Source organism: Nonomuraea sp. NPDC050790 (assembly GCF_044456745.1).
In the GTDB taxonomy this organism is placed as follows: domain Bacteria; phylum Actinomycetota; class Actinomycetes; order Streptosporangiales; family Streptosporangiaceae; genus Nonomuraea.
Window position 1 is genome coordinate 1,040,319 of record NZ_JBITGF010000002.1, and the last position, 22,855, is coordinate 1,063,173.

Annotated in this window: 19 protein-coding genes; 3 read left to right on the plus strand and 16 right to left on the minus strand. The window is 70.4% G+C overall.

Features of this window, described 5'->3' with window-relative positions:
* Positions 1 to 382 precede the first annotated feature (382 nt).
* The 14 genes from ACIBEJ_RS13185 to ACIBEJ_RS13250 all read right to left on the minus strand — a co-directional run bounded on the left by ACIBEJ_RS13185 (position 383) and on the right by ACIBEJ_RS13250 (position 17,791).
* Positions 383 to 646 (minus strand): hypothetical protein, encoded by a 264-nt coding sequence (locus tag ACIBEJ_RS13185; protein ID WP_184962528.1) that lies wholly within the window; start codon positions 644 to 646, stop codon positions 383 to 385.
* 72 nt (positions 647 to 718) lie between these two features.
* Positions 719 to 1,570, minus strand: a complete 852-nt coding sequence (locus ACIBEJ_RS13190; RefSeq protein WP_397182901.1) for a helix-turn-helix domain-containing protein — start codon at positions 1,568 to 1,570, stop codon at positions 719 to 721.
* 168 nt (positions 1,571 to 1,738) lie between these two features.
* Positions 1,739 to 1,942 carry a hypothetical protein gene (locus tag ACIBEJ_RS13195; protein ID WP_184962524.1) on the minus strand — a complete coding sequence of 68 codons (204 nt, stop codon included), beginning with the start codon at positions 1,940 to 1,942 and terminating at the stop codon, positions 1,739 to 1,741.
* A 94-nt stretch (positions 1,943 to 2,036) separates the two neighbouring features.
* On the minus strand, positions 2,037 to 2,930 hold the full coding sequence (locus ACIBEJ_RS13200; protein WP_397182902.1) for a transglycosylase SLT domain-containing protein: 894 nt from the start codon (positions 2,928 to 2,930) through the stop codon (positions 2,037 to 2,039).
* A 44-nt stretch (positions 2,931 to 2,974) separates the two neighbouring features.
* On the minus strand, positions 2,975 to 4,237 hold the full coding sequence (locus ACIBEJ_RS13205; protein ID WP_397182903.1) for an acyl-CoA dehydrogenase family protein: 1,263 nt from the start codon (positions 4,235 to 4,237) through the stop codon (positions 2,975 to 2,977).
* Positions 4,222 to 5,226 (minus strand): phosphotransferase family protein, encoded by a 1,005-nt coding sequence (locus ACIBEJ_RS13210; RefSeq protein ID WP_397182904.1) that lies wholly within the window; start codon positions 5,224 to 5,226, stop codon positions 4,222 to 4,224. The genes ACIBEJ_RS13205 and ACIBEJ_RS13210 overlap by 16 nt, the downstream gene beginning before the upstream one ends.
* A 61-nt stretch (positions 5,227 to 5,287) precedes the next feature.
* On the minus strand, positions 5,288 to 6,106 hold the full coding sequence (locus ACIBEJ_RS13215) for a GNAT family N-acetyltransferase (RefSeq protein WP_397182905.1): 819 nt from the start codon (positions 6,104 to 6,106) through the stop codon (positions 5,288 to 5,290).
* A 25-nt stretch (positions 6,107 to 6,131) separates the two neighbouring features.
* Complete coding sequence (locus tag ACIBEJ_RS13220; protein WP_397182906.1) at positions 6,132 to 7,817, minus strand: acyclic terpene utilization AtuA family protein; 1,686 nt, start codon at positions 7,815 to 7,817, stop codon at positions 6,132 to 6,134.
* The gene (locus ACIBEJ_RS13225) at positions 7,814 to 8,590 is read right to left on the minus strand and encodes an enoyl-CoA hydratase-related protein (RefSeq protein ID WP_397182907.1); all 777 of its coding nucleotides are present in this window, start codon (positions 8,588 to 8,590) and stop codon (positions 7,814 to 7,816) included. The genes ACIBEJ_RS13220 and ACIBEJ_RS13225 overlap by 4 nt, the downstream gene beginning before the upstream one ends.
* Positions 8,587 to 10,893 (minus strand): biotin carboxylase N-terminal domain-containing protein, encoded by a 2,307-nt coding sequence (locus tag ACIBEJ_RS13230; protein ID WP_397182908.1) that lies wholly within the window; start codon positions 10,891 to 10,893, stop codon positions 8,587 to 8,589. Before ACIBEJ_RS13230 ends, ACIBEJ_RS13225 begins: the two co-directional genes overlap by 4 nt.
* Positions 10,890 to 12,479 carry an acyl-CoA carboxylase subunit beta gene (locus ACIBEJ_RS13235; RefSeq protein ID WP_397182909.1) on the minus strand — a complete coding sequence of 530 codons (1,590 nt, stop codon included), beginning with the start codon at positions 12,477 to 12,479 and terminating at the stop codon, positions 10,890 to 10,892. The genes ACIBEJ_RS13230 and ACIBEJ_RS13235 overlap by 4 nt, the downstream gene beginning before the upstream one ends.
* Complete coding sequence (locus ACIBEJ_RS13240) at positions 12,476 to 13,183, minus strand: TetR/AcrR family transcriptional regulator (RefSeq protein ID WP_397182910.1); 708 nt, start codon at positions 13,181 to 13,183, stop codon at positions 12,476 to 12,478. Before ACIBEJ_RS13240 ends, ACIBEJ_RS13235 begins: the two co-directional genes overlap by 4 nt.
* 223 nt (positions 13,184 to 13,406) lie before the next feature.
* On the minus strand, positions 13,407 to 15,749 hold the full coding sequence (locus tag ACIBEJ_RS13245) for a protein kinase (protein WP_397182911.1): 2,343 nt from the start codon (positions 15,747 to 15,749) through the stop codon (positions 13,407 to 13,409).
* 680 nt (positions 15,750 to 16,429) lie between these two features.
* The gene (locus tag ACIBEJ_RS13250) at positions 16,430 to 17,791 is read right to left on the minus strand and encodes an FAD-binding oxidoreductase (RefSeq protein ID WP_397182912.1); all 1,362 of its coding nucleotides are present in this window, start codon (positions 17,789 to 17,791) and stop codon (positions 16,430 to 16,432) included.
* Positions 17,792 to 17,882: 91 nt separating this feature from the next.
* On the opposite strand from ACIBEJ_RS13250, the gene ACIBEJ_RS13255 reads away from it, so the two are divergent.
* Complete coding sequence (locus ACIBEJ_RS13255) at positions 17,883 to 18,407, plus strand: hypothetical protein (RefSeq protein ID WP_397182913.1); 525 nt, start codon at positions 17,883 to 17,885, stop codon at positions 18,405 to 18,407.
* Positions 18,408 to 18,912: 505 nt separating this feature from the next.
* Here ACIBEJ_RS13255 and ACIBEJ_RS13260 read toward each other — a convergent pair.
* The gene (locus tag ACIBEJ_RS13260; RefSeq protein ID WP_397182914.1) at positions 18,913 to 20,109 is read right to left on the minus strand and encodes an aminotransferase class I/II-fold pyridoxal phosphate-dependent enzyme; all 1,197 of its coding nucleotides are present in this window, start codon (positions 20,107 to 20,109) and stop codon (positions 18,913 to 18,915) included.
* 48 nt (positions 20,110 to 20,157) lie between these two features.
* On the minus strand, positions 20,158 to 20,751 hold the full coding sequence (locus ACIBEJ_RS13265; protein WP_397182915.1) for a hypothetical protein: 594 nt from the start codon (positions 20,749 to 20,751) through the stop codon (positions 20,158 to 20,160).
* A gap of 117 nt (positions 20,752 to 20,868) precedes the next feature.
* On the opposite strand from ACIBEJ_RS13265, the gene ctaD reads away from it, so the two are divergent.
* Both ctaD and ACIBEJ_RS13275 read left to right on the plus strand, forming a co-directional pair.
* The gene (ctaD, locus tag ACIBEJ_RS13270; RefSeq protein ID WP_397182916.1) at positions 20,869 to 22,554 is read left to right on the plus strand and encodes a cytochrome c oxidase subunit I; all 1,686 of its coding nucleotides are present in this window, start codon (positions 20,869 to 20,871) and stop codon (positions 22,552 to 22,554) included.
* Positions 22,555 to 22,620: 66 nt separating this feature from the next.
* Entirely contained in the window at positions 22,621 to 22,854 is a 234-nt protein-coding gene (locus ACIBEJ_RS13275; RefSeq protein WP_397182917.1) for a hypothetical protein, read from the plus strand.
* Position 22,855: the final 1 nt, after the last annotated feature.

A 22,855-nucleotide genomic window follows, 5' to 3' on the forward strand; every position in this document is an offset into this window, starting at 1 on the left:
GGATTGTCACGGGGTTTTCCCGCTCAGCGGGCCGACTTCGGCGTCGTAGCGGCGCCCGGCCCCGCACGCTGGACGACCGTCACCCTGGACGGGGCCCGGCCATGTGCGGCGGGTGGGGGTGGGGGCGGCTGGCCGTAACGTCAGAAGGCCGGACACAGCGGGAAACGGACGCGGAGTGAGAAAGCCCGCACGGGGCGGAAAAGCTCGCACGGAGCGGAAAGGCCGCGCCGCGGAAGGTCAGGACAGGAGGGTGAATGCCGCACGCGGCAGAAGGCCGGCACGGGGGCTATCCGGGAGTTGTCGCGCGGGAGAAAGTTTCTGCAAGGGCGACAATTTCTCCCGTGAGGAGAAAAATCCGCGCGCGGAATATTTAGATGGGCACTTACGCGGGCAGTGCGGCCAGGAGGAACGCGAGGCGGGCGGCGGCGGCCTCGACGTCGTCGGTGCTGCCGAGGCGGTAGCCCCACGAGGTGACGAAGGCCCCCTCGTCCGAGCACGTCACCGTCTCGGTGAGCGTGGTGGAGAAGCGGTTGCGTACCGACACATAGGCCGGGTCGCAGGCCAAGGCCACACTTTGGACCGACAGGTCGGCGTGGCGACCCGCGTACCAGGCGAAGCGCTCCAGGCAGAGCGTGGTGTCCAGCATCAGGCGTCACCTCCGCAACGTCTCGCGACAGAATTGCACGATCTTCGCGCGCGGGGCAAGCAATTGCTGGGATTAAAGTGAGGATTGTTTCCCGTATTCGTGAAGTATCCGGATGATGAGGGCCCGGCCGGATTCGTCGAAATGGGCGACCTTGCAGTACTCGTCGAACGCGCTCACGTAGAAGGCGATGTCGTCGGGATCGCGCAGGACCAGGTCCTTTGTCATGGTGGCGACCCCGACCATGGCCTCGTTGTAGATCCAGAAGCCGTTGATCGGCGAGGACGGCAGCTCGCTGGTGTAGGGGATCACGCCGAACTCGACGTTCGGCAGCGTGCTGACGGCCAGGAGGCGGTCGAGCTGGCCGCGCATGACGTCCACCGGCGCGAGTCTCGTGTGGAGCACCGCCTCGGGCACCACGAAGCGGAACGTGCGCGTCGGGTCGTAGAGGATCTCCTGGCGCTGCATCCGCACCCGCACCGCCGCGTCGATCTGGTCGGGGGCGCTGTAGAGGCGTTTGACCTTGCGGAAGACGTGCCGGGCGTACTCGGTGGTCTGCAGCAGGCCCACCACGATGCCCGGCTCGAACACCCGGAACAGCCGCGTGCGCGCCTCCAGGTCGCGGATGTCCTCCTGGATGGCGGCCAGCCCGCTGCGGTGGCGCTGCTTCCAGTCGTCGTGCCGCTCCAGCAGCGAGATCGCCTGCTCGATGAGCTGGTCCGTCACCTCGGGAGCCGCCTGTACGGCATGCGCCCACACCACCACGTCGTCCTCGGTCGCCGTCTGGCGGGCGTTCTCCAGCCGGGACACCTTGGACGGCTGCCACGCCAGCCGCTCGGCAAGATCCTTGCCGGACAGGTGCGCGGCCTCGCGTAGGTGGCGAAGCTGGGCGCCGAGGTCGATGCGCGCCTGCTGAAAGGACGTCACGCCGCTAGAGGCTAGACCTGTGGACACGGATCATGCCAGGCCCGGTTTCGCAATTGTGATCAATCGGTCGCGCCGCGTGGCTTTCCGATGGCCGGAATGCGGAATGCCCGCGCCGAGGGGTGACGCGGGCAGGATGGACGCTCCAGGCGGGTGAGCGTCCGCGCTGGGTCAGAGGACTCGGCGGGCGATGTCTACGAGCAGCTCGCGAGGTACTTCGACCGCCGTCTCGCCGTCGAGGACGTCGCGCAGATCGGCGAGCGCCTCGGGGTCGGTGAGCTGGAGGCCCTGCACCACGATGGTGCCGCGGTCGGTCTCGTAGAGGGTGGGACAGGCCCCGGCTTCCGAAGTGGAGCCGAGAAACCGCATACGCATGACGATCCTTCCCCGATCAATCCTGCAATTGCGAGCAATTGTAGGAGCTCCAGGGATATATCTGATCGTTTTAGTCAAAATCGGTATGAGTCGGTCACTTGGGGCCGGTCAGCCGGACGTCGCCCTTCGTGGAGAGGACGAACACCTGCCAGTTGTAGTAGGCGTAGAAGCTGCGCGGGTCGCGCTTGATCTGGGCGGCGTGGGCCAGCACCGCGTCCACGTAACGGACGTCGTGGTTGTAGGCGAAGACGGCGCGGCGGTAGTTCCTGGGGGCGCCGGTCGCCTTCAGGTAGTTGGCCGCCGCCATGATCGAGTCCTTCGACTTGTGGACGTCGCCGCCCATGCCGTAGAGCTTCCAGGTGCCCGGCATGAACTGCATCGGCCCCTGCGCGCCGGTCGAGCTGGCCGAGCGCACGCGGCCGAACTTCGTCTCCACCAGCATGATCGCGGCCAGCACTTCCCACTCGACGCCGAAGCGCCGCTCGGCCCTGACCATGTGGCCGCGCAGCGTGGCGGCCGGTTCCGCCTGGGCCAGGCGCATCTTGGCGCGGCGGGCGGCGGTGATCGGGCGGGCCATCGACAGCAGCTTGCCGACCGCCTCGACGTTGTCGCCGGCCTCGGCGGCCACCGGCTTGGGCAGCTTGGCGATGACCGCCTTGGCCAGCGTGGCGTTCCTGGCCAGCTTGCGGTAGATGCGCTGGTGGTGGAGGGCGTACAGGACGACCTCCTGCGGCGGCTGGGCCGCCTTGCTCCTGGTCCAGCCGTCGATGCCCGCGTACAGGGCCTTGGTGGTGGACTTCAGGTCGGCGGCCAGCTTGGCCGGGCTCGCCGGAAGGGCGAGGCCGGGGTCGGGCGCGCTGGGAGACTCGGGCGCGGGAGTGGGCTGCTCCCTGGTGACCGTCCCAGCCGCGCTGCCGGTCGTTCCGCCCGCCGTACCGGCGCATCCGGACAGGACGACGGCGAGGGACGCTGCGAGGACGAGTCTCATGACGTCCCACCGTAGTGCCTTTAACGGTCAGATACCTTTAGCAGTCAGATATCAGCGTATTTCGCCCTAGCGGCGGCAACCTTCTCCGGCAGGTACTCCGTCGGCCACAGACCGGGCGCCGGCTCGTAGCCCTTCAGCACGCGGCGCGCGATCGAGGCTTGGTGCACCTCCGTCGGCCCGTCCATGATGCCCATCAGCGGCGCCGACTGCCACAGCCGCGCCAGCGGCGTGTCGTTGGAGACGCCCAGTGCCCCGTGCAGGTGCATCGCCCGGTAGACCACGTCGTGGAAGACCCGGGCCGCGGCCACCTTGCACGCCGCGATCTGCGTGCGCGCCTCCCGCGTCGAGGACTGGTCGATCAGCCACGCGGTGTGCAGCACGAGCAGCCGGAACTGCTGGATCTGCAGGTAGGAGTCGGCGATCGCCGCCTGCACGAGCTGCTTGTCGGCCAGCACCCCGTCGTGCGTGGCGCGCGACAGGGCCCGCTCGCACATCATGTCGAAGGCCCGCTTGACCGCCGCGACCGTGCGCATCGCGTGGTGCACCCGCCCGCCGCCCAGCCTGGCCTGCGCCACCGCGAACGCCCCGCCCTCCTCGCCGAGCAGCGCGTCCGCGCCGACCCGGACGCCGGTGTAGCGCAGGTGCGCGTGGTGGCCCGAGCGGTCGCCCATGGTGCCGATGTTGCGCACGATCTCCACGCCCGGTGTGTCCGAAGGCACCAGGAACATCGACATGCGCCGATACGGGTGCGCCTGCGGGTCCGTCACCGCCATCACGATGAAGAAGGCGGCGTTGTGGGCGTTGGAGGTGAAGTACTTCTCACCGTCCAGCACCCACTCCTCGCCGTCCCTGGCCGCGCGCATCGTGAACAGCCTGGGGTCCGATCCGCCCTGCGGCTCGGTCATCGAGTACGCGGAGAACACCTCCCCGTCCAGCAGGGGACGCAGGTAACGCTCCTTCTGGGCGGCGGTGCCGTACATGGCGATGATCTCGGCGTTGCCGGTGTCGGGAGCCTGGCAGCCGAAGATGACGGGAGCCCAGGTGGAGCGGCCGATCAGCTCGTTCATCAGGGCGAGTCTGAGCTGGCCGAACCCCTGGCCGCCGAGGTCGGGACCCAGGTGGCAGGCCCACAGGCCCTGGGCCCTGACCTGCTCCTTGAGCGGGTCCACGATCTTGCGCAGCCGCTCGTCGGGCGTGCCGTACGCCTGGCCGGGGAAGGCCAGGTCGAGCGGCTCCACCTCCTCGCGGATGAACGTGTCCATCCAGTCGAGCTTGGCCTGGAACTCCGGCTCTACCGCGAAATCCATGTCTGTGCCCTCGCAAACAGGTCCAGGGTGGTCTGGTGGAGGAGGTCCCCGATGTCCTTGGGCGCCTTCCCGGCGCAGGCGCGGGCGTGGCTGCCTTCGAGCACGATGCCGAGCTTGAAGCAGGCCATCACCGCGTACCAGTCGACGGCCGACATGTCCCGATCGGTCAGCGCGGCGTAGCAGGCGACGATCTCGTCCTCCGACGGCAGCCCCGGCACGTGCCCGGCGTTCGACGGCCAGGTGGCCAGCAGCCAGCCGAGGTCCAGCAGCGGGTCGCCGACCGTGCACATCTCCCAGTCCACGATGGCCGCCACGCGCGGGCCATCATGGGCGAACATCAGGTTCGCGAAGTGGTAGTCGCCGTGCATCAGCCCCGGCGTGAACGACGCCGGCCGGTGGCGCTCCAGCCATTCCGCGGTCTCGCGCAGCAGCGGGATCTCGGGACCCGGGTAGCCGTCGAGGCGGCTGTAGGACTCCAGTTCGGCCGTCCAGCGCGGCACCTGCCGCTCCAGGAACCCCTCCGGCCGCCCGAACCCCGGCAGCAGCCCCGGATCCACCCGTCCGAGCTCGGCCAGCGCCGCCGCGGCCTCCAGCCCCATCCGGTGCCGGATCGCCGCGTCGGAGGCATGGAGCTCCGGCAGCCCGGTGGAGGGGTTGAAGCCGTCGACCGGCTCCATCAGGTAGAAGACGGGCTCCCGCTCGGTCTGCGCGGCCACCAGGCGCGGCGCGGGCACCGCCGTGTCGCGCAGCACCGCGAGCACCCTCGCCTCACGCCGCAGCACCTCGTTGCTCTTCTGCCGCGGCCGCAGCGGCGGCCGCCTCAGGATGTACGGCCGGCCGCCCCGCGAGAAGCGCACCATCACGTTCTGGGTGCCGCCGAGCACCGGTGCCACGTCCACGACGGGCCCGCCGGGCAGGCCCTGCCCGTCCATCCACGACCCGAGCGCGTCGAAGTCGATCGTGCTGACGTCGATGTGCGTGGCGGTCATGGCACCCTTCTGACCAGAACGAGATTCTGGTCGTGAATCTACGGCCGCCCTTCGCCGGAGGTCAACCCAGCGAGACCATGAACGGCAGGAACCGGCGCGCGTGGTCGCCCGGCAGCTCGCCGCCCCGCACCATCACCGTGTTCGGGAACGGCGAGCCCAGGCCGCGCGCCACCGCCCAGGCGAGCAGTTCCGGGCGGCTCGTGTCGAGGTCGAGGCGTACCGGCAGGTCCCAGCCCGCGGCCAGGTCGGAGATGAGCGCCGTGGCCTGGTCGTGGTCCTGGGCGATCAGGGGGCCGATGACGATCTGGGTGTCGTTGCGCCACGCGCCGCCGTACCCCTCGATCCTGCCGCCCGCCTCCAGCACCCTGACCCGCTCGTGGAAGGCGGGCATACGACGCAGCAGGTTCGAGCGGTCGGCGCCGAAGACCTTCGCGTCGAGCGCGAGGACGTCGTCCAGGTCGCGCTCGGTGGCCGGGCGGCTCGCGCCGGACGGCGTGCCCGTGAACCTGCCGCGGTGGGTCTCGACGCGGCCCACCGCGCGGAAGCCGAGGCGCTCGTAGACGGGGCGGCCGTTGTCGGTGGAGTAGAGCCAGACGGTCCGCTCGCCCGCGCTGTCGAGCAGGCGCCGCATGACCCGTCCCGCCAGGCCCTGGCGCTCGTGGCCCGCCGCGGTCAGGACCATGCTGACCGCCGCCGCGTCCTGGCCGTAGGGGACCAGGAGCGCGGTAGAGGCCAGGCCGCCGCCGGGGGCGTCGATGCCGTGGACCTCGCCGACGTCGAAGAGGAAGCGCCACTTGTGCCGCTCGGCGCCCCAGTCGCGGGAGACGGCCAGGCTGGAGCAGGCGGGCAGGTCGTCGTGGGTGAGGCGGCGCACGTGCATGCCGGACATGATGCCGGGTGTCGCGTCAGGTCAGGTAGTCGGCCGGGACGTCGGCCAGCCGCGCCCTCAGCTCCTCGCCCAGCGCCTTGGCCTGCGGGTCGAGCCGCGGGCTGGCCGCCACGCCCCGCCCGAGCAGGCCGTGGACGACGAAGTTGAGCGCGGCGAGGTTGGGCAGCTCGTAGCGGTCGAGGCGGTATCCGGCCAGCTTGGGCAGCAACTCCCGGAGCCGGTCCACGCTCAGGTACGCGGCCAGCCAGCCGTAGTGGCCGGAGGAGCGCACCCACACGCCCAGGTTCGCGTTGCCGCCCTTGTCGCCGGAGCGCGCCCCCACCACGCTGCCCAGCGGCGCCCGCACGGTGTCCCCGCCGGTGTAGGCGGGCACGTCGGCCATAACCCCGTCGTACCCGGCCTCCTCGTACCCGGCCCCCTCGTGGCCGGCCTCGGGCACCTCCACCGCGACCCCGTCCACCGTCACCCGCGCCCGCACGCTCGCGGCCGGGACCAGAACGGGCCAGTACACCCCGTACGGCGAGGCGTTCCCCGGCGGCGTGAGCCCGTGGAACCCCGGATAGCTGGCCAGGCCCGTCTCCACCACCGCCGAGGAGAACCCGCGCCCGGCCACCCGCTCGTCGCCCGACATGACCGTGATCCGCAGCAGCGGCGGGTCGAAGCTCACGTCCACCTCGTCGAACGCCTCGCGCGGCACTCGCGCCCAGATCGCCTCCTGCGCCACCCGCGCCTTCTCCGCCAGGTCCAGCCCGGTGAGCAGCAGCGTCATCGTGTTGCGGTAGCCGCCCAGGTAGTTGACGGCCACCTTGAGCGTGTCCGGCGGCGGCGAGCCGCGCACGCCGGAGACGCGGACCCGGTCGGGCGCCTCCTGCTCCAGCGTGACGGTGTCGAAGTGGGCGACGACGTCGGGGCCGAGGTAGCGCGGGGCGCCGATCTCGTACAGGAGCTGGGCGGTCACCGTGCCGACCGTCACCGCGCCGCCGGTGCCCGGGTGCTTGGTGATCACCGAGGAGCCGTCCGACTCCAGCTCGGCGATCGGGAAGCCGCAGTGCGCCAGGTCGGGGATCTCGGTGAAGAACGCGTAGTTGCCGCCGGTGGCCTGGCAGCCGCACTCGATGATGTGACCGGCGGCCACCGATCCGGCCAGCGCGTCGTAGTCGGTGGGGCGCCAGCCGTACCGCCAGATGCCGGGGCCCGTGACCAGGGCGGCGTCGGTGACGCGGCCGGTCACCACCACGTCGGCGCCGGCCGTGAGGGCGGCGGCGATGGGGCGCGCGCCGAGGTAGGCGTTGGCGGTCAGCGGGGTGGCGTCGAGCTTCTCGCCGGTGTCGGCGTTGGTGAGGTCGAGGTCGCGGCCGGTCAGGTCGTCGCCGGTGACGGCGGCCACGGACGCGCGCAGCCCCAGCCGGTCGGCCAGCTCGGTCACGGCGGCGGCGCAGCCCTCGGGGTCGAGGCCGCCCGCGTTCGAGACGATCTTGATGCCCCGGTCCAGGCAGGTGCCCAGCACCTCCTCCAGTTGCCTGAGGAAGGTGGGGGCGTAGCCGGGGCGGCCCTTGAGGCGGTTCCCGGCCAGGATGAGCATGGTCAGCTCGGCCAGCCAGTCGCCGGTCAGCACGTCGATCGGGCCGCCCTCGACCATCTCGCGGGCCGCGGACAGGCGGTCGCCGTAGAAGCCGCTGCAGTTGGCCACGCGCAGGGTCATGGCACCCACTTCGGCGGGCGCTTGTCCATGAAGGCGGCGATGCCCTCCTGGCCCTCCTCCGAGGTGAAACGCTGCGCGGACAACGCCGTCATCTGCCGCAGACCCTCCTCGAACGACACCTGCGGGATGTCACGCACCATCCGTTTGGTGATCGCGAGCGCCTCGGGCCCGCCCTTGAGGAGCATCTCGGCGTAGCGCGCCACCTCCGCGTCCAGCCGATCCTCGGGTACGGCCCGCGTCAGCAGCCCGATCTGCGCGGCGCGGGCGGCGTCGAAGACCTCGCCGGTCAGGAAGTACTCGGCCGCGGCCCGGGGCTCCAGCCTGCGCAGCACCGGCACCGAGATCATCGCCGGCACGACGCCGAGCCGTACCTCGGAGAAGGCGAACGAGGCGGTGTCCGGCGCGATCGCGAAGTCGCACGCGGCCACCAGCCCGAGCCCGCCCGCCCGCGCGGTGCCGTTGAGGCGGCAGATGACCGGTTTGGGACTCTCCCAGATCAGCCCCAGGATCTCCGGGAACGACGCCGTCACCGGCGCGTCCCCCGCCCCCGTGGCGGGCTCGATCCGCTGCTCCTTCAGGTCGGCGCCCGAGCAGAACACCGGTCCCGCGCCGGTCAGCACGATCAGGCGCACCTCCGGCTCGGCCAGCGCCCAGTTGAGCCTGGCCTCCAGGTCGCCGAGCAGACGCACCGACAGGGCGTTGCGGTTCGGCGGAGAGTCCAGCGTGATCGTGGCGATGCCGCCGTCGAGCTCCTTGTGGACCAGACTGCTCACTCGTCCCCCTCCTGGATGATCGCCAGCACGCTGCCCGCCTCCACCTGCTGCCCCTTTTCCACGCGCAGGTCGGCGACGACGCCGTCGGCGGGCGCGGCGATCTGATGCTCCATCTTCATGGCCTCCAGCACCAGCACCACCTGGCCGTTGGCCACGCGGTCGCCGGGCTCGACCTCCACGCGCAGCACGCTACCGGGCATGGGCGCGAGCAGTGATCCCGGGGCCACGTGCTCGACCGGCTCGGGCAGCCGGGGCAGCGGGGTCAGGCGGGTGGAGCCGACATAGACGGCCTCGCCGTAGCGGGCGACGTCGTGGGCGTGCCTGACCCCGTCCCGCTCCAGCACCACACGGTACGGCGTCGCCGCCACGACCGTGACCCCCTCCGGCAGGGGCCGGTATACCACCTCGATCTCGGCGAACCTCGCGCGTTCCTCCTGGGAACGGACATTGCGCCAGCCGGAGGGGAGGGTGGCCAGGACCTTGGCCTTCTGGCGGTGGGCGGCGGCGAGGGCCAGGGCGGCGGCCAGGGCCTCCAGCTCGGTGGGTTCCGGGGTGGCGGTCAGGTCGTGCCGGTCGAGGAAGTCGGTGGGGGTTTCCCCTGCCACAAACTGATCATTTTCCAGGATATTTAGTAGAAGGTCGCGGTTTGTGGTGATGCCGTGGAGTTTGGCGGTTTTGAGGGCTTTGGTGAGTTTTCTGATGGCTGCCGGTCTGGTGTCCGCGTGGGCGATCACCTTGGCCAGCATGGCGTCGTAGTGGGTGGAGACCACGGAGCCCGACTCGACCCCCGAATCCACCCTGACCGGGCCGTCGATCTCGAACCTGTGCAGGGTGCCGGACTGCGGGACGTAGCGGGCATCCTCGGCGTACAGGCGGACCTCGATCGCGTGGCCCGCCGGCGCGGGCTCCTCCGTCGGCAGAGCGGCCCCTTCGGCGATCTCGAGCTGGAGCCTGACCAGGTCCACCCCGTAGACCAGCTCGGTGACCGGGTGCTCCACCTGCAGTCGGGTGTTCATCTCCAGGAACGCGACGGTGTCGTCCTTGACCAGGAACTCCACGGTTCCGGCGCCGGTGTAGCCGATGGCGCGGGCGGCGGTGACGGCGGCGCGCTGGAGCCTGTCGCGCATCGGCGGCGAGACGGCCGGGGACGGGCACTCCTCCAGCACCTTCTGGTGACGGCGCTGGACGCTGCACTCACGCTCGCCCAGGGCCCAGACCGTGCCGTGGGTGTCGGCCAGGATCTGTACCTCGATGTGCCGGGCGCCTTCGAGCAACGGTTCCACGAACACCGTGCCGTCCCCGAAGGCCGCCTCCGCCTCCCGCCTGGCCGAGTCCACCTCCCGCTGGAGTTCGCGGGCCGACCGCACCACCCGCATCCCCCGCCCCCCACCCCCAGCCGACGCCTTGACCAGCAACGGATACCCAAGCCCCGCAGCCTCCGCCCCGCCACCGTCACCCACACCCCCCGGCCCGCCGGCCCCAGCCCCCACCCCGGCAGCCCCGGCAACCCCGGCAGCCCCAGCCACTCCGGCCGTGCCTGTCCCGGCCCCGCTTGTCCCGGCCGTGCCTGCTTCGTCGGTGTCCGGCGTGGACACACCCGCCTTGGCAGTGCCCGCATCCTTCGCCTTCGCCACCGCCACCACGCCCGCCTCCGCGGTCGCCGCGTCCGCCGCGTCTGCCGTCTCCGCGCCCGCCGCCGCGTCCACCGCCCCCGCGTCCGCCTTCGCGGTCGACGCGTCCGTCGTCTCCGCGCCCGCCCCCGCGTCCGCCGCCTCCGCAGTTGCCGCGTCTGTCGTCTCCGTGTCAGCCGCCGTGGTGGTTCCAGGGGTGACCGCCGGTATCTCCGCGTTTCGCTCTGGTGACCCTGGTGCCTGGGGTTCCGGGGTGGTGAGGGGGAGGGAGGGGAGGACGGGGACGCCGGCTTCGGTCATCAGGCGCTTGGCCTCGACCTTGGATCCCATGGCGGCGATGGCCTCGGGTGAGGGGCCCACCCAGGTCAGGCCCGCCTCCAGGACGGCGCGGGCGAAGGCGGCGTTCTCCGACAGGAAGCCGTAGCCGGGGTGGACCGCGTCGGCGCCGGACAGCCGGGCCGCCTCGACGATTCGGGAAATGTCGAGATAGGTGGCGCTGGGGGCGGTGCCGCGCAGCCGTACCGCGTGATCGGCCTCTGCCACGTGCGGCGCGTCCGCGTCGGCGTCGGAGAAGACCGCGACGGTCTCGATACCCAGCTCACGGCAGGTGCGGAACACGCGGCGGGCGATCTCGCCCCGGTTGGCGACGAGCAGTCGCGTGATCACGGTCATGGACGGAACACCCCAAATCTCTGCGGTTCCGGCTGCGGCGCGCTGTTGATCGCCGACAGGCACAGTCCGAGCACGGTTCTGGTGTCGCGGGGGTCGATGACGCCGTCGTCGTAGAGGCGTCCGGACAGGAAGAACGGCAGCGACTCCGCCTCGATCTGCGCCTCGACCATGGCGCGCATGGCCGCGTCCTGCTCCTCGTCGTACGGCAGGCCGCGCGCCGCCGCCGAGGCCCGTCCCACGATGGACAGCACCCCGGCGAGCTGGGCGGGCCCCATGACCGCCGACTTTGCGCTCGGCCAGGTGAACAGGAAACGCGGGTCGTAGGCGCGGCCGCACATGCCGTAGTTGCCCGCGCCGTAGGAGGCGCCCATGGTGACGGTCAGGTGCGGGACGCTGGAGTTGGACACCGCGTTGATCATCATGGCGCCGTGCTTGATGATGCCGCCCTGCTCGTACTCCTTGCCGACCATGTAGCCGGTGGTGTTCTGCAGGAAGAGCAGCGGGGTGCGTGACTGGTTCGCGAGCTGGATGAACTGGGTGGCCTTCTGCGACTCCTCGCTGAACAGCACGCCGCGGGCGTTGGCGAGGATGCCGATCGGGTATCCGTGGAGGGTGGCCCAGCCGGTGACGAGGGAGGGGCCGTAGAGGGGCTTGAACTCCTCGAAGGCGCTGCCGTCCACGATCCTGGCGATGATCTCGCGGGGGTCGAACGGGATCTTGAGGTCTTCCGGGACGATGCCGAGGAGCTCCTCCGCCGGATATTTCGGCTCCTGGGCGGGTTCGGGGGTGGCGCCGAGTTTTCGCCAGCGCAGGGATTTCACGATATTTCGGCCTATGCGGAGTGCGTCGTGTTCGTCCGCCGCCAGATAGTCGGCCAGGCCGCTCGTGCGCGCGTGCATCTCCGCCCCGCCCAGCGACTCGTCGTCGGACTCCTCGCCGGTCGCCATCTTGACCAGCGGCGGACCGCCCAGGAAGACCTTCGCCCGCTCCTTCACCATCACCACGTAGTCACTCATTCCGGGCACGTAGGCGCCGCCCGCCGTGGAGTTGCCGAACACCAGCGCGATCGTCGGAATGCCAGCCGCGCTCAGCCGCGTCAGCTCGCGGAAGATCTGCCCGCCCGGGATGAAGATCTCCTTCTGTGTCGGAAGGTCCGCGCCGCCCGACTCCACCAGATTCACGTACGGCAGGCGGTTGCGCAGGGCGATCTCCGACGCGCGCAACGTCTTCTTCAGCGTCCACGGGTTCGACGCCCCGCCGCGGACGGTGGGGTCGTTGGCCGTGATCACGCACTCGACGCCCTCGATCACCCCGATCCCGGTCACGACGCTCGCGCCGACCGGGAAGTCACTGCCCCAGCCGACCAGCGGCGACAGTTCGAGGAAGGGGGACTCGGGGTCCAGGAGCAGTTCGATGCGTTCCCTGGCGAGGAGTTTGCCGCGTTTGCGGTGCCGGTCCACGTACTTCTCGCCGCCGCCCGCCACGGCCTTGGCCTGCTCGGCGTCCAGATCGTCCAGCTTGGCGAGCATCGCGGCCCGCCGATCCTGGTAGTCGGCGCCGCCGGTGTCCAGCCTGCTCGTGATCATCGTGGCGGCTCCAGGAGGTGCGAGGGTTCTGCGGTAGGGGGCGTGCTGTCAGGGGGTGGGCCCTCGTTCGGATGAGGTGGGGCGCCTGGAGTTGACGTCGGCGTCAGGCCGATGGCGCGGGCCCAGAGCTTGGTCAGGAGGTCCACGGCGGCGGTTTCGTCGGCGTGCTCGCCCAGGTCCAGCCACACGTGGGCGAAGTGCTCCACCATGCCGCCCAGCATGATCGCCGTCAGCCGGGGTTCGAGCGTGGGGTCGGCCAGGCCCTGGTCCTGGAGGCGGCGCAGGCCCTCGGCGCCCCGCCGGACGAACACCTCGCGCAGTTCCAGCAGCAGACCGGCGAAGCCGGCATCGGTGGTGGCGGCCTGTTCCAGCATCCTGACCAGGCGGGAGTTGGCCGCCCATGCGCGCAGGTAGAGGCGGTTGGCGGCCTCGATCCGCTCGTACGGCCCGCCCGGCACCGCGGGTCCGACGACGCTGGCGGTGAACATCTCGCCCACCACCACCCCGGCAACCTCCCTGAACAGGGCTTCCTTGGAGTCGAAGTACGTGTAGAAGGTGCCGTGGGAGACGCCCGCGCGGGCGCACACGTCGTCGATGCGCACGGCGTCGAGCGGCTGCACCGCGAACGCCTCCCGCCCGGCGCTGACCAGAGCGGCTCTGGTCCGCTTGCCGCGGGCGGTCAGCACCTCAGACTTGACGATCACGTCAACTAGCGTACGACCGCGATCCCGGCCTGCGGAAGAGCCAACCATCACAAACCCGACACATGGCTCAATTCTGTGCGGCGTCTTGGCGCATGCTTCGCCGTGCTCACCCCGCTTCCAGGCTTCCTGGCCCAGCCGCCTGGGGGCGCGAGCCGTACCTCATGGTCGAAAAACGACGGCGCCGCACCCCCGGAGAGGGGGAGCGGCGCCGCCGGGAGGGGGTCTAACCGCAGTGGCTCCAACCGGACTTGAAGGACAGGCTGCCCCAGGAACCGCCCCAGATGACGCACTTCTTCGCGGCGGCCAGGCGGATCGGCCCGGCGTAGGCGGTGAAGGAGCCGGGGTTCGAGCCGGAGCTGCCGCCCTTCACCTGGAGGATGGCGTTCATCTTGACCTTGCCCGGGTACATCAGGCGCGACATCGTGACGACGCAGTTCTTGCCCTGGGCCGAGTTGTACATCAGGAAGACGGTCGCCTTGTCGCCCAGCGCGCGGGAGTTGACCGTCTTGTACCCGGATCCGCAGACCTTCGCCGCTGTGTACGGGTTCGGCTTGGTCGTGGGCTTGGGAATGGGTTTGACCGTCGGCTTCGGGGTCGGCTTGGGCGTCGGCTTCACGGTGGGCTTGCTGGTCGGCTTCGACGTCGGCTTCGCGGTCGGGTCGGGCTCGTCGGTCGGCGGCTCGGTGCTCTCGCCGCCCGGGTCCACCTGGTTCGCGGGCTTGCTCGGCTTGGGGGTGGGCTTCTTCGACTCCGGCTTGTCCGACGGGCGCGTCTCCTGCTGGGGCGGATTGGCCTGCTGGTTCAGGGATTGCACCGGTTCGGGCAGCGTCTCCAGCGACGGCTCCTCGAACGTCGGCTCCCCGCTCGGGAGCAGCTCGGTGGGCTCGCCCTGCGTGGGCCCGTCAGTGGGTACGGCGGGCAGATCCGTCACCACCGGCGGCTGCGGCTGCCCGGCGTCGCCGGAACCGTCGCCCTGGGGGGTCGGAGTCTCGTCGCCGCCGAGGGCGTTGACCAGCGTGACCGGCGTCTGGCCGTTCTGTGCGGCCACCACGACCCCGCCCACCACGAGCAGCGCCACTGCGGCCACGCTGGAGAGGGCGTAGGTGAGCGTCCGCCTGCCACGGGAGGCGGGATCGGATTTGTCGGGCTTCTTCCCGGTCTGGGTAACGGCGGCCGCCATGGGCCCACCCTGCTGGCCACGCGCCCCGGGGTGGCCCTGCGGGGGGATGCCGGGAGCGCCGAACATGCCCTGCTGGCCCGTGCCCGGCTGGCCCGGTCCCTGCGTGCCCTGCTGGCCCGGTCCCTGCTGCCCGCCATGCGGGTGCGCCTGCCCCTGCTGCGGCCCTGGGCCGTGGGGACCGGACGCCGCCTGTGCCCCGGGCACGGCTTGGGGCCCGGAGGGGGCACTCGGCCCGGAAGCGGGCATACCGGCAACCGGCTGAGGGCCCGCGTGCCCTGGGCCGGAGGCGGCCGCGTGACCGGAGACCGGCTGAGGACCCGCGTGACCTGGGCCGGCGACCGGCTGAGGCGCGGAAGGACCCTGCTGACCCGGGCCGTGCTGGCTCGGGCCGGGCTGACCCGGGCCGTGCTGGCTCGGGCCGTGCTGAGCGGCGACCGGTTGGGCGGGGGTGTTCGGGCCCGGAGTTGGCTGAGGACCCGGGGTCGGCTGAGGGCCGGAAGTGGGGTGGGGAGCGTCGGGGGCAGGGCGGAGCTGGGTGGTGGGTCCGGTGACGGGCTCGACGGCCGCGCGGGGGACCGGCTGGCCCGTGAGGCGGACGATGATCTCGTCGGCGGTCGGCCGGCCAGAGGGGTCCTTGGAGAGGCAGGCGGCCACCAGTTCGGCCATCGTGCCCTCAAGCCCGGCGATCTCGGGCTCCTGGTGCAGGATCCGGTTCATGACCACCGGGATCGAGTCGGACCCGAACGCCGGCCGTCCCGACGCCGCGAACACCATCGTGACGCCCCAAGCGAACACGTCCGCCGCCTCGGACACCGCAGCGCCGCTCAACTGCTCAGGAGCCAGGTACGACGGCGTCCCCATCGCCATCCCGGTAGCCGTCGCGCCGGGCGAGTCCAGAGCCCGCGCGATACCGAAGTCGATCACGACAGGACCCTCGGGCCCCATGAGAACGTTCGCGGGCTTGAAGTCCCGGTGCAGAATCCCGGCGCGGTGGATGGCCGCGAGCGCGGTCGCCGTACTGATCGCGAGTCGCTCAAGCGCCGCACCGCGGCGCGGCCCCTCCTGGTCGACGAGCTGACGCAGCGACGGCCCAGGCACGAACTCACTCACGATGTACGGCCGGCTGCCCTCCAGATCGGCGTGCAGCACCGGAGCGGTACAGAACCTCGCCACCCGCTGCGCGACCGCCACCTCCCGGAGGAACCGGTCACGAGCGGTCGGATCGGCGGCCAGAGCATGATGCAGCAACTTGACCGCGACCTGCTCGCCCGAGTCAGATTTGCCCAGGTAGACAATGCCTTGACCACCCTCGCCGAGCCGGGCGACGATGTCGTACGCACCCAGCCGTCGCGGGTCGTCCGCCGCCAACGGCTGGTACTGATTCACGTCGGACCCCCATAAGTCATCAATAGATGGGGCAAAACGCTACCAGTGTGCTAGTTGGTGCGTCTGCCGACCCGACAGATCTTTCACGTTTTAACCCCACCCACCTGTCAAGAAACCCCAAACCCCAGGCATGGCCGCCCTCGACACTCCCGCACCAATGCCACTCCGGTGAGGAGTTGTCCAGCAGAGCCCAGCGGGGCGAGCCCGCGAGCAGACCCCGCGGGGAGGGGACCGCGGGGCAGCCCTCCGGACGGGGCACCACCAGATCAGCCCTCCGGGCGCGGGGTAGGCCCTCCGGGCGGGCCGCTGCGGGATCAGCCCTCTGGGGGCCGCCGCGGGTGTGCCCCCGGAGTGGACCCGCGTGCTGGGCGCTGCGGGCGAGCCCTTCGGACGGCGCCCGGCGGAGTGAGCCGTGCTCGCAGGGCGCCACGGGGTGGGCAGATGCGAGCACGGCGTCACGGCTCGGCCCTACGGCTCGGCGTCACGGCTCGGCCCTACGGCTCGGCGTCACGGGGCGGCCCTACGGATTGGCGCCACGGGTTGGCGCCACGGGTTGGCGCTTAGGGTTGGCGCTGAGGGGTGGCGCTGAGGGGTGGCGCTGAGGCTGGGCGCTATGGGGTTGGCGTTGCGGGCCAGGGGTGGTGGGCCTTGGTGGGGGTGGGTGGGGTGGGTGGGGTGGGTCAGATGGCTTTGCCGGGGTTGAGGATGCCCAGGGGGTCGAAGACGGCCTTGATGTCGTGGTGGATCTCCTGCACCACCTCGCCCGTCTCCAACGCCAGCCACCTCCTCTTCAGCAATCCCACCCCGTGCTCCCCGGTCAACGTCCCGCCGAACTCCAGGGCCCGGGTGAACACCTCGTCGGCCGCCGCCCACACCTCCGCCGGAGGCTCGCTGGCGCCGTGGTCGAAGATGAAGACCGGGTGCAGGTTGCCGTCGCCCGCGTGTGCGACCGTGCAGATGCGTACGCCGTGCCGTACGGCAGCGGCCTCGATCGCGGTGATCATGTCGGGCAGGACCGAGCGCGGCACGCAGACGTCCTCCACGAGGCAGGCCCCGAGGCGCTCCTTGGCGTGGTAGGCCATGCGGCGCACGCCGATGAGCTCCTCGGTCTCGGCCGGTGACGACGAGACGGCCACGAACGACGCGCCGTGGGACTCGCAGATCTCCTGCATGCGGGCGACTGCAGCCTCCGCGTCGGTGGCGTCGGACTGGCCGATCAGCATCGCCATCGTCGTCGCCTCCAGCCCGATGCTGCGCATGTCGTCGATGGCCTGCAGCGTGGCGCGGTCGAGCAGTTCCAGCAGGGACGGCTGGCAGCCGGCCGCCATGATGGCCGACACCGCCGCGCCCGCCTCGCGCAGCGAGCCGAACTCGGCCGCGAACGTCGCGGGCGGCGCCTCGGGGGCCCTGCGCAGGCGTACGGTGGCCGCGGTGATCACGCCGAGCGTCCCCTCGGAGCCGACGAACAGCCCGGTCAGGTCGTAGCCGGTGACGCCTTTCATGGTGCGGCGGCCGGTGTTCAGGACCCGGCCGTCGGCCAGGACGACCTCCAGGCCGAGCGTGGAGTCGCGGGTCACGCCGTACTTGACGCAGCGCAGGCCGCCGGCGTTCGTGGCCAGGTTGCCGCCGATGGTGGAGATCTCGTAGGAGGAGGGGTCGGGCGCGTACATGAGGCCGTGCTCGCGCGCCGCCCGATCCAGGTCGGCGGTGATCACCCCCGGCTCGACCACCGCGATCTCGTCAGCGGGGGACAGTTCCCTGATGGCCGTCATCCTGGCCAGGGAGAGCACGATCGAACCGTCGCCCGCCGTCGCCGCCCCCGCCAGCCCCGTCCCGGCGCCCCGCGGCACCACCGGCACCCGGTTCTCGCTCGCCCAGCGCAACGTGGTCACCACGTCCTCACGCGACCGGGCCAGCACCACACCGAGCGGCTTCCCGGGTTCGCAGAACGTCTTGTCCCGGGCATAGGAGTCGATCACATCAGGGTCGTTAAGTACGCGTCCGTCCGGAAGGCGGTCGATCAAGGTATCAATCACGCTCACAGGAGAACCTTACGGTTTGCGCTGGCCACGCCTTCCGGCCAGACTGCACCAGGTGGACGTGACGTGCCCGGTGTGTTCCCAGGCTGATCAGGTGGCCTCGGTGCCGGGGGTCGTCGCCGCCGGCACCACGTACCGAATCGGGCGAGTACGCCTTCCAGGTGACAAACAGGTCCACGACCTGCCCACCGCGCCCGCCCTGGGCGTTTCGAAGCGCGTGATGAGCCGCACGCAGCTAGCAGTCTGGCTCTCCTTCCCGAGCCGCCACTACACCCCATGGGCCCGCAACCAGGGCTACCTCATGCTGCTGGGCGCCGCCCTGGTGCACCTGGTGGTGGCGCTGGTGATCGCGATGGGCGGAAACGCCTCATGGGCAGAGGTACTGCTCGCGCCGTTCTGCCTGACCGGCCTGTTCTGGATCTTCGGCACGTTCTTCGTGGTCGGCTCGTACGGCGCCCGCAAACGCGACGACGCCGAAACCCCGGCCAGGGAACGGGCGATAGAGGTGTGGCACGGCCTGTTCTACTGCGCCCGCGACAACGCCGCCTTCGAGCCCGGCGTGGGGGTGTCCTTCCACCCCAGCGAAACCCGCGAGTACATCTTCGGCTTCCGCCGCTGACACCCCACAAGCCCGACCAGGGTCAACCCCCTATCCCGTCCCAGGGGCTACCCACAAGTCCGTCCCAGGGGCTACCCGCGAGCCCAGCTCAGGGGCGATACGACGGGCAACCAGAGGGCGGCATGGGCTGTGTGCCTGGCCCAAGCTATGTGACGGGCAGCCGGAGGCGGCAGGGGTGCGAGGGCCGTGCAGGGCGGTAGGGGGCGGGGTCTTTCGCGCCGAGACGGCGGGAAGTCCGGCGGTGGTGTCCGGCGCGCGGGTACGGCGGCCCGCGCAGGGCACGGGACCCTGCCCAAGGACCGCCGTAACGGCGAGCACCACGTCAGACTGCCGGCCGACCACGCACGGACGCGAGCCCACGGCGGCGGGAGGCGCCCACTGGGCTGCGCCGTAACGGATGGTGGCGCTGAGGACAGTGGGAGCCTGCGCCACGCCACAACAGACGCGTAGCAGATGGCCGTAACAGACAGCGCGGCGCAGGACAGTCGGAGCGGCAGAAAAGAGATTACGACGCGGCCAGGCGGATGCAGGTGGCGAGGCCGAGCATGGCTTGTTCGAGTTCCTCCACGCTCGGATACGTGGGAGCGATCCGGATGAACGTGTCAGTCGGGTCGTCCCCGTACGGATGGGTGGCGCCGGCGGGCGTCAGGGCGATGCCCGCGTTCTTGGCCAGTTCGACCACCCGCCGCGCGTGCGGCACCTCGAGCGTGATGAAGTACCCGCCGCGCGGACTCGTCCAGGTGGCCAGGTTGCCCAGCTCCTTGGACAGGATCTGGTCCACGATCGCGAACTTGGGCCCGACCAGCGCCGCGTGCCCGCGCATGTGCGCCGCCACCCCGTCCGCGTCCCGCAGGAACTCCACGTGCCGAAGCTGGTTGATCTTGTCGGGCCCGATCGACTGCTTGGCCGTGTTGTGCAGGAACCAGGCGACATTCGCCGCGGAGGAGCCGAAGAACGACACCCCGCTGCCCGCCAGCGTCACCTTGGACGTCGACCCGTAGATGAAGGCCCGGTCCGGGTTGCCGTGTTCGGCGCACAGGGCCAGCAGGTCGGCGATCTCGGCGTGGTCGTCGGTCAGATGGTGCACCGCATAGGCGTTGTCCCAAAAAATCCGGAAATCGGGGGCGGCGGTCCGCATCGACGCCAACCTCCGCACCGTCTCGTCGCCGTACACGATCCCCGACGGGTTGCTGTACTTCGGCACGCACCACATGCCCTTGACGCTCGCGTCCGAGGCCACGAGCCGCTCGACGACGTCCATGTCCGGCCCGCCGGCGTTCATCGGCACGGCGACCATCTTGATCCCGAACCGCTCGCAGATCGTGAAATGCCGGTCATATCCGGGAACGGGGCACAGGAAGGTGATCTCGCCCGCCTCCACCCACCGCCGCTCGGCGCCGGGCACCGGGCTCAGCAACGCGTGCACCACCGTGTCGTGCATCATCGCGAGGCTCGAGTTGCCGCCCACCACCAACTGGTCGGCGGGCACCTGCAGCAACGGCCCGAACAGTTCCCGCAGCTCGGCCAGCCCCTGCAGATTGCCGTAGTTGCGCCCGTCCATGCCGTCCCTGGCGACATGGGACGTGGGCAGCGTCAGCATCGCGTCGGCGAGATCGAGCTGGCGCGGCGACGGCTTCCCCCGGGTGAGGTCGAGCTTGAGCCCCCGGCTGACCAGGGCGTCGTAGTCGCGCTGTGCGTTCACGTAATCTCCTCCGATCGGGTCGTTACGAAGAATAGAAGACCCACGGGGTCAGCAGCCGCCGATCGCGCACAGCTTGGCCGCCATCCGCTTGGCGTCCCGCTCGTGCTGCGCCATCGTGCGCAGCGGCTTGGCGGCGTTGGCCAGGTCCCAGTAGAGGGCCACGGCCGCGCCCCGCCGTACCGCGACGAACTTCTGGGTCTGCGGGACCTTCGCCTTCACCCGCAGCACCCCGCCCACGGCCTCGTCGCCGATGCGCAGCGCGCTCGGCGTGATCTGCGCGCACCCCCTCATCAGCTTGCGCATCCCCGCCAGCATCGCCCGCGCCTTGCTCGCCTTGGAGAAGACGAACACCTGCTCGCCGCGGATCGCGTTGGTCTTCTCGCCGCCGCCGATCTCGGTGTCGTAGGTCAGGTCGCGCCGCGCCGACCAGCCCTTGAGCGTCGCCGGGCGGCACTGCGCGTTCCAGACGTCCTCGTGCGTGCCGCCCTCGACGAGGATCCAGTGCTCGCCGCCCGCGTCCTCGCGCGCCTGCTTCTCGTACAGGAGGAAGTTCTTCGGGATGTACGGCTTCGCCTGCGCCGCCTGCCCCGTGAACAACCCCGCCACCACAACCCCGGCGCACACCAGCGCGACCCTCTTCATCCTTTGCCCTTCCGTAGGCCGATCTTGGCAAGGGTAATTGCGCGAATGGGGTTCCCGCGCGGCGGAGGTTGGCGTGGAATGGGGGCATCGGGGGCACCCGCGTCGGAGGGAGTTGCTGTGACGACCGTCCGCGAGACCTCGATCGAGCGCGTACGGCGCCGCCGTACCGGCACCGTGATCGTCTCCTGGCTGTCGACCACGGACCACAAGGTCATCGGGTACCTCTACCTGATCACCTCGTTCGTCTTCTTCCTGGTCGCCGGGCTGATGGCCATGGTGATGCGGGCCGAGCTGGCCTCCCCGGGGATGCAACTGGTGAGCCAGCAGCAGTACAACCAGTTGTTCACCATCCACGGCACGGTCATGCTGCTGCTGTTCGCGACGCCGCTGTTCGCCGGGTTCGCCAACGTGGTGATGCCGTTGCAGATCGGGGCTCCCGACGTCGCGTTCCCTCGGCTGAACGCGGTGGCGTACTGGCTGTTCCTGTTCGGCGGGATCATGGTGCTGGCCGGGTTCCTCTCGCCGGGCGGCGCGGCCGACTTCGGCTGGTTCGGCTACACGCCGCTGTCGACCGCCACCTACTCGCCGGGCCTCGGCGGCGACCTGTGGATCATGGGCCTGGCCCTGTCGGGGCTCGGGACGATCCTCGGCTCGGTCAACTTCATCACCACGATCATCGGCATGCGGGCGCCGGGCATGACGATGTTCCGGATGCCGCTGTTCACCTGGAACACGCTGCTGACCAGCATGCTCGTGCTGATGGCCTTCCCGGTGCTGGCGGCGGCGCTGCTGGTGCTGGAGTCCGACCGCAAGCTCGGCACCCAGGTCTTCGCGCCGGAGAACGGCGGGGCGCTGCTCTGGCAGCACCTGTTCTGGTTCTTCGGCCACCCCGAGGTCTACATCATCGCGCTGCCGTTCTTCGGCATCATCACCGAGGTCATCCCGGTCTTCAGCCGCAAGCCGATCTTCGGCTACATGGGGCTGGTCGGCGCCACGATCGCGATCGCGGGGCTGTCGATGACCGTGTGGGCGCACCACATGTTCCCGACCGGGCAGGTGCTGCTGCCCTTCTTCGCGTTCATGACCTTCCTCATCGCGGTGCCGACGGGCGTGAAGTTCTTCAACTGGATCGGCACGATGTGGCGCGGCCATCTCAGCTTCGAGACGCCCATGCTGTTCGCCGTAGGTTTCCTGGTGACGTTCCTGCTCGGCGGGCTGACCGGCGTGATCCTGGCCTCGCCGCCGCTGGACTTCCACATCTCCGACACCTACTTCGTCGTGGCGCACTTCCACTACGTCGTCTTCGGCACGGTGGTGTTCGCGATGTTCGCGGGCTTCTACTTCTGGTGGCCGAAGATGACCGGCAGGATGCTCGACGACCGGCTCGGCAAGCTGCACTTCTGGACGCTCTTCGTCGGCTTCCACACCACGTTCCTCGTGCAGCACTGGCTGGGCGCGATCGGGATGCCGCGCCGCTACGCCGACTTCGGCGCGGCCGACGGCTTCACCACGCTCAACCAGATCTCCTCGGTGGGCGCGTTCCTGCTCGGCGCCTCGACGCTGCCGTTCCTCTACAACGTCTGGAAGACCGCCAGGCACGGGGCGAAGGTCACCCTCGACGACCCGTGGGGCTACGGCGGCTCCCTGGAATGGGCGACCTCCTGCCCGCCGCCGCGCCACAACTTCACCAGCATCCCGCCCATCCGCTCGGAACGCCCCGCCTTCGACCTGCACTATCCGCACGAGGCGGCGCAGGCGCAGCCCCGCCAGGTCGACCAGCCGGATGCCGAGAGGGACATCTGACCTTTTCAGGAGGTCCTCCTGGTGCTTGTGTGGAGATGACATTTCGCCTTTCTAAGGAGATCGGCGATGACAGGCACCAAAACCCCCTTCACCCCCGAGCAGGCTCCCTGCGGGAAGAAGTCCGGTGGTGAACGCCTCGTCGACGACGACGGCTACGGCCTGGTCATCAGGGATCAGTTCTTCGAGTGCGGCTGCCGCAGGATCCGCCACGAGTACCACGACGGCAGCATCCATCTGTCCGCCATCCGGCACGACGGCAAGCGGGTGAAGGACCCCATCGAACCCGACCACGGGAAGTGAC

What these genes read in the sequence shown, in the direction of transcription:
- ACIBEJ_RS13185 (WP_184962528.1), bottom strand. Translation starts at nt 646, where the DNA reads ATGCTGGACACCACGCTCTGCCTGGAGCGCTTCGCCTGGTACGCGGGT.
- ACIBEJ_RS13195 (WP_184962524.1), bottom strand. Translation starts at nt 1,942, where the DNA reads ATGCGTATGCGGTTTCTCGGCTCCACTTCGGAAGCCGGGGCCTGTCCC.
- ACIBEJ_RS13200 (WP_397182902.1), bottom strand. Translation starts at nt 2,930, where the DNA reads ATGAGACTCGTCCTCGCAGCGTCCCTCGCCGTCGTCCTGTCCGGATGC.
- ACIBEJ_RS13205 (WP_397182903.1), bottom strand. Translation starts at nt 4,237, where the DNA reads ATGGATTTCGCGGTAGAGCCGGAGTTCCAGGCCAAGCTCGACTGGATG.
- ACIBEJ_RS13210 (WP_397182904.1), bottom strand. Translation starts at nt 5,226, where the DNA reads ATGACCGCCACGCACATCGACGTCAGCACGATCGACTTCGACGCGCTC.
- ACIBEJ_RS13215 (WP_397182905.1), bottom strand. Translation starts at nt 6,106, where the DNA reads ATGCACGTGCGCCGCCTCACCCACGACGACCTGCCCGCCTGCTCCAGC.
- ACIBEJ_RS13220 (WP_397182906.1), bottom strand. Translation starts at nt 7,817, where the DNA reads ATGACCCTGCGCGTGGCCAACTGCAGCGGCTTCTACGGCGACCGCCTG.
- ACIBEJ_RS13230 (WP_397182908.1), bottom strand. Translation starts at nt 10,893, where the DNA reads ATGACCGTGATCACGCGACTGCTCGTCGCCAACCGGGGCGAGATCGCC.
- ACIBEJ_RS13235 (WP_397182909.1), bottom strand. Translation starts at nt 12,479, where the DNA reads ATGATCACGAGCAGGCTGGACACCGGCGGCGCCGACTACCAGGATCGG.
- ACIBEJ_RS13265 (WP_397182915.1), bottom strand. Translation starts at nt 20,751, where the DNA reads ATGAAGAGGGTCGCGCTGGTGTGCGCCGGGGTTGTGGTGGCGGGGTTG.
- ACIBEJ_RS13275 (WP_397182917.1), top strand. Translation starts at nt 22,621, where the DNA reads ATGACAGGCACCAAAACCCCCTTCACCCCCGAGCAGGCTCCCTGCGGG.